This window comes from Psychrobacillus sp. (assembly GCF_056205495.1).
Window position 1 is genome coordinate 1 of sequence record NZ_JBAEAP010000209.1, and the last position, 5,138, is coordinate 5,138.

General features: G+C 35.9%; 6 protein-coding genes. 2 read left to right on the forward strand and 4 right to left on the reverse strand.

The genetic code is table 11. From position 1 onward, the window contains the following. The first annotated feature begins 325 nt into the window (after nt 1-325). Nucleotides 326-976 (forward strand): TetR/AcrR family transcriptional regulator, encoded by a 651-nt coding sequence (locus tag AC06OU_RS06105; protein WP_475854650.1) that lies wholly within the window; start codon nt 326-328, stop codon nt 974-976. Between the two features lie 132 nt (nt 977-1,108). On the opposite strand, the gene AC06OU_RS06110 is transcribed toward AC06OU_RS06105, so the two are convergent. The 4 genes from AC06OU_RS06110 to AC06OU_RS06125 form a co-directional block, all read right to left on the reverse strand. Beyond that, nucleotides 1,109-1,309 (reverse strand): twin-arginine translocase TatA/TatE family subunit, encoded by a 201-nt coding sequence (locus tag AC06OU_RS06110; protein WP_169360510.1) that lies wholly within the window; start codon nt 1,307-1,309, stop codon nt 1,109-1,111. Nucleotides 1,310-1,420: 111 nt separating this feature from the next. Continuing rightward, a complete protein-coding gene (locus tag AC06OU_RS06115) occupies nt 1,421-3,121 on the reverse strand; it encodes a GMC family oxidoreductase (RefSeq protein ID WP_475854651.1) in 1,701 nt (566 codons plus the stop codon). Between the two features lie 71 nt (nt 3,122-3,192). Next, the gene (locus tag AC06OU_RS06120; RefSeq protein ID WP_475854653.1) at nt 3,193-3,936 is read right to left on the reverse strand and encodes a gluconate 2-dehydrogenase subunit 3 family protein; all 744 of its coding nucleotides are present in this window, start codon (nt 3,934-3,936) and stop codon (nt 3,193-3,195) included. 27 nt (nt 3,937-3,963) lie between these two features. Then, a complete protein-coding gene (locus AC06OU_RS06125) occupies nt 3,964-4,221 on the reverse strand; it encodes a hypothetical protein (protein WP_169360507.1) in 258 nt (85 codons plus the stop codon). Nucleotides 4,222-4,621: 400 nt separating this feature from the next. Here AC06OU_RS06125 and AC06OU_RS06130 point away from each other — a divergent pair. Beyond that, nucleotides 4,622-5,138: hypothetical protein (locus tag AC06OU_RS06130; protein ID WP_475854655.1), on the forward strand; the 517-nt coding region annotated here is incomplete at its 3' end.

The window sequence follows — 5,138 nt, forward strand, 5'->3', positions numbered from 1 at the left end:
TTGGAGAGCGCTAGAGCTCCAAAAATAATTACAGGAAATAGGCATGAAATGGCTTGCAGATAACCAAAATATATAAAGTTCTTCACGTCATGGATTACCTCCTAACTGATGGTCTTTTTTGGTTTAAACAAACACATATAAAAGGGGACGAATAAAAAAAGAAGAAGTTTCTGAACTTCGATAGTCTATAAGGACTAACGGTTTCGAGAAATATTTAGAAAATATTCCTACCTTAATGACGCTTAATAGGATATAATATTCCTCGTGAATCAGAGATATATTAAATGTCCGTAATAAGGGGTAATTTTAACAAAGGAGAATGTATGTGAGCGCTGAAAATAGTTCGGTTGATAGAAGAGTGAGAAGGACAAAGAAAATATTCAAGTCTCATTTTATAGAATTAGTGAAAGAAAAAGGCTATAAAAACGTTACCATTACGGATGTAGTAGAAAGAGCAGACTACAATCGAAGTACGTTTTATATATATTATAAGGATAAAGAGGATCTTGCGGAGGAGCTAGTGCTAGAAACTTTAAAGGATTTAGAATATGCTTTTCACAGCCCGTTCTTAGGAACTGCTGTTGTAGATTATCACAAAATTATTTCTACATCAAATGCTTTCTTCAAACATTTATATGATCATAGAAGCGTTTATGGTCTTTTATATGTAAAAGATTCAATCCCTGGATTTCAAGAGTGCTTTTTAAATAAATTCAAGGAAATATTCTACGGAATAACCTATCTAGATGAGTCTAATGAGGTCATTGGGATTAAACACTTCAATACTTATAAAATGTATGGGTCATATGGAGTGATTATAGAATGGCTACAAGAGGGCTGTATAGAAACGCCAGAAGAAATTGCAGATACACTTTTACAAATCTTTAAAACTTCAGAAAGTGCCTTTAAACTAGAGAAACCTTCTAATAGAAATTTAGATGCTAGGAAAACAAAACTTCCCATAGGCAATTTATAAGAAAAAGCACTTCTGTTCTCCTTGAACAGAAAGTGCCTTTTTTTATTGGATTTTAACTTCATACTTAATAAATCTTACAAAAAGAGTGGACCAGTATTTACTGCTACTAGCCCACTTTCTTGGAAATATATATTATATTTGCTTTTCTTTTTCAGAGTCCACAAGTTTTTTATCATCTTTTTCTTCATCATTGATAATATCTCTCGTAGAAGTTTTAAATTCTTTTAAGGTTTGACCAACCGCTTTACCTAGTTGAGGTAGTTTGGAAGGACCAAAGATTACTAGAGCAATAATTAAAACTAGTATTAGACCCGGGATACCTATATTTGGCATATTGTTTCCTCCTTGTCTGTAATTTGAATGACGGTGCACGTTTACTATAACATATCATTACAGAAAAATGGTCTTCCCTAGCTTAGATTCGTTGACTAATCTATATAGAGATTACACTAATTCTTTTTCTTTTTTCGCAGAAACTAATTGTCCGCCACCGTTTTTCAGATACTTTATCATACCTTCTGTTGCTCTATACGTAAGGGCAGCAGCAGTTGGTGTTGGATTAGTAGGTCCAAAGTGAGGGAAAGCAGATGCTCCACATACAAATAGATTTTCTGCATCCCACATTTGAAGATAATTATTTACTGCAGACGTTTCTGGATTCTCACCCATAATTGCTCCACCAGCATCATGCTGGAATGTGAATCTGCCACCGAAATGTTCTGCCATTGGGATAACGTCTATTATATCAGCACCCATTTCTTTTACTACCTCAGCACATTTTTCTACAAGGAATTCGTTACGCTTGTGGTCTTCTGCTGTATAGTCGAATGTAACACGGATCAATGGATCTCCATTATCATCTTTATATACAGGATCTAAGTCTAAATAATGTTCCTTATGTGGTAAAATAGCTCTTTGTGAAACAACCGATACATTTCTATGGTAGTAATGTAATGAGTTTTTCTTGAATTCTTTACCCCAAGTTGGTGTTCCAAAAGGAGCTGGATTGTTCGCAATTGGTTCGTTTCCAAATAAGTGCATCTCTACTTGACCACCATGGATAAAATCGACATCACTATGGTCAAAGTTATCGGCATTGAAATCATTAAATGCTGAACCTAATGAACCTGTTCCAATGAAACTATTGAATTTCTCTTCTTCAAAGTAACCAATTGCTCCGGTAATTGTATGATGATCTGTATAGTTTTTTCCGATTACTCCAGTACCTGTTTTAGGATTATAAGGTTGTCCTATTCCAGATAAAAGAAGTAGACGAACATTATTAAATGTATAGCTTGTTAAAGCAACGATATCAGCTGGTTGCTCAAATACTTCACCAGTTCTAATATCTTTGTACAACACGCCTGTTGCTTTTCCATTTTCATATAGTACACGAGTAACTAAAGAATGAGTGCGTAATTCAAAGTTACCTGTCTTCTTAGCGGTTGGGATAACCGTTACAATCGGATCTGCTTTAGCCCCGTATTCACAACCATAGTTACCACAGAATGCGCAATATTGACAAGCGTTTAGTTGTTCTCCATCTGGATTTACATATGTCTCGGATACATTTGCAGTAGGAACTACAAACGGATGGCAACCAAGCTTTTCTGCTGCTTCATGGAACATTTTCATTTGTTTGAGTTTCTTTAAAGGTGGAGTAGGGTAGTCAATAGATCGTGGACCTGCCATAGGATCCACTTCCCCAGAAATACCAGCCATTTGTTCAAACTTAGAGTAGTATGGCTCTATTTCATCGTAAGTAAGACCCCAATCTTGGATAGTTACATCTTTCCCGATTTTACCTTCGCCGTACTTTTCAATTGTCTTACTGCGAATTTCAAAGTCATATGGGAAGTAACGATACGTTTGACCGCCCCAGTGAGCACCACCGCCACCAGTGCCTGTACCTACAACTAGCGCATTTTCACTACGGACTGGAGTTGCCTCATCATTTAATGTGTTTCTAAAAGTAATTGTATCTTTATTTAGTTTTTGCATTAGTTCTTTACGTACATTATATTTTAGTTCATCGTGTCCATGAAGATAATCTTCAATAGATCTTTCAACTCCACGTTCAAGACCAACTACTTGATAACCAGCTTTAGTCAGTTCAGCAGCAACTATTCCGCCAGTCCAACCCATACCAGTTGTTACAACATCTACTTTTGGTAATTTTGTATCCCTAACTTAGTAACCTCCATTTTTTCTATTGCTTAATGTTTATGTCCACCTAGACTAACAGGTGGTATTGAAACGAATTCTACTTCAACTAAATAAGCAGTGTAAGACATTTGAGCTCCAGGGAATTCTTTCATCTTCCAGCCAGCCATGTCTTTGTTTCCACCATATAGTGGGTCAGCAAAGCACCCTTGAAGTGTTAGAGTTCTTAAATTAGTGAAGAATACTGCAGAGTTCATGAATTGCATTTCTACCTCACCCATTTGGAATGCAGTTAAAATCGCAATTTGTTGTTCCTCTGATAAATCTTTAAATAAAGTTCCATCGTGCTGTTTCTCAGAAACCTCGTTTAGCTTACGGACACCTTGAAGTAAAATTTCACTGTTGTCCAAAGGAATCTCACCAGCCTTAAATGGTCCCTTGCGGTAATCATCCGCATTAGTTCCCCATGGGCTAGCTAATGCCTTGTCGATAAAATATGGTACTCCTAAAGCAATAGCTCCTGGACCATGCTCATCCTCTGGATAGATTAGCTCAGTGGCAGCAGCTAATGCATCAAAGTCCTTTTGACGAACAAAAAACTGACGAGTCTCACTATAGTCTACGGCCTTGTGAGTAGCGTCTACAGCAGTTTGAGTATTTTCTGACTTTCCGGCTACTAGGCTTCCAAGCGCTCCACCTAGTACGATACCTCCGACAGTAAGCCCGGAGTTTTTAATAAATTTACGTCTCGAAGAACGTTTATCTAAAAAAGTTTGTTTATTTTCTTGTTCTGACATTTTGGTAAACCCCCTATTATGATTTGCTTAATGGAATAAAGAATGCCAATTGTATATTAGTAAAAAGAAGCCTGTAAAAACTAGCAAACTGGCAATGAAATAAATCTGTACTTTTTCTGCCCAGCAAAGAACAATAATAGCTAAACCAATGCCTGCACCAAGTAATGCAAACCAAGGGAAAGAACTGTGAGAGAAATGAAGAAAAAGTGCAAAATCCGCTACTAGAAAGAGAGCAAGCAATATTTGATTCAATAACACTAGTTCTTCTCTATTATAATTAGACATTATTATCCTCCTTTATAAGTTGAAATTTTCTTAAGATGCTATTTCTGTAGAACTATGTAACGAAAGAATTTTATCAGTTAAAAGTATTATCTTCAATCATTAATAAAGGGACAATCGACTACTCACACAACATATTCATTGAAAGTGTCCATTTTTTCAAAATAATTAAGTTAGTTTCATAAATAAAATATTTCCTAATAGATACGAACAAATTTTCTTAAAGGGTGAAACTATCTGCAGTGCCCATAGGTGATATGAAATGAAATAAGAATAATCAACGATGATTATTTAAAAGAATACGTCTTAGGTCTTAGTGGCTTTCCATCTGCAGTCTCTTCATAGAGTTTTCTCTTTAAGAGATGATAAAGAAATAAAGAAGTATTGTTCGTGGGGTGGGAAGATGGAAAAGGCGGTTTATATTGTATTAAGTGACACAGGCACCTGGTTTTCTAGGTTGATAGGAATGTATACAGGGAAAAGTAAAAATCATGCATCGATTGCTTTTGATGAGGAATTGAATGAAGTATATAGCTTTGGAAGAAAGCAACGATACAATCCTATTAACGGAGGATTTGTGCAGGAAGATGCTCGTGGTGGATTACTGTATCATGCTAATTGTTCCATTTTAAAATACAAAGTATCTTTGGACGAATATGATCGGATGCGTGACAAGGTGCTTACTTTTAAAGCAGAGCAAAAGAAGTATAAGTATAACTTGCTTGGTTTGTTTGGAATTGCTCTTCAGTTAAATATTCAAAGGGAGAATGCCTTCTTTTGTTCGCAGTTTGTTGCTACTATATTGAACGAGTCAACTATAGATATAGCTAAACCATCTTCTGTTCAGCCGCATCAATTTGCTGAATATCCTGACATCGAACTAATTTATGAAGGTAAGCTAATGCACTTTTTAGTGGAAG

Bases quoted from the DNA above. Each gene is read 5' to 3' on its own strand.
- AC06OU_RS06125 (WP_169360507.1), bottom strand. From the start codon at position 4,221: ATGTCTAATTATAATAGAGAAGAACTAGTGTTATTGAATCAAATATTG.
- AC06OU_RS06110 (WP_169360510.1), bottom strand. From the start codon at position 1,309: ATGCCAAATATAGGTATCCCGGGTCTAATACTAGTTTTAATTATTGCT.
- AC06OU_RS06115 (WP_475854651.1), bottom strand. From the start codon at position 3,121: ATGGGTTGGACTGGCGGAATAGTTGCTGCTGAACTGACTAAAGCTGGT.
- AC06OU_RS06120 (WP_475854653.1), bottom strand. From the start codon at position 3,936: ATGTCAGAACAAGAAAATAAACAAACTTTTTTAGATAAACGTTCTTCG.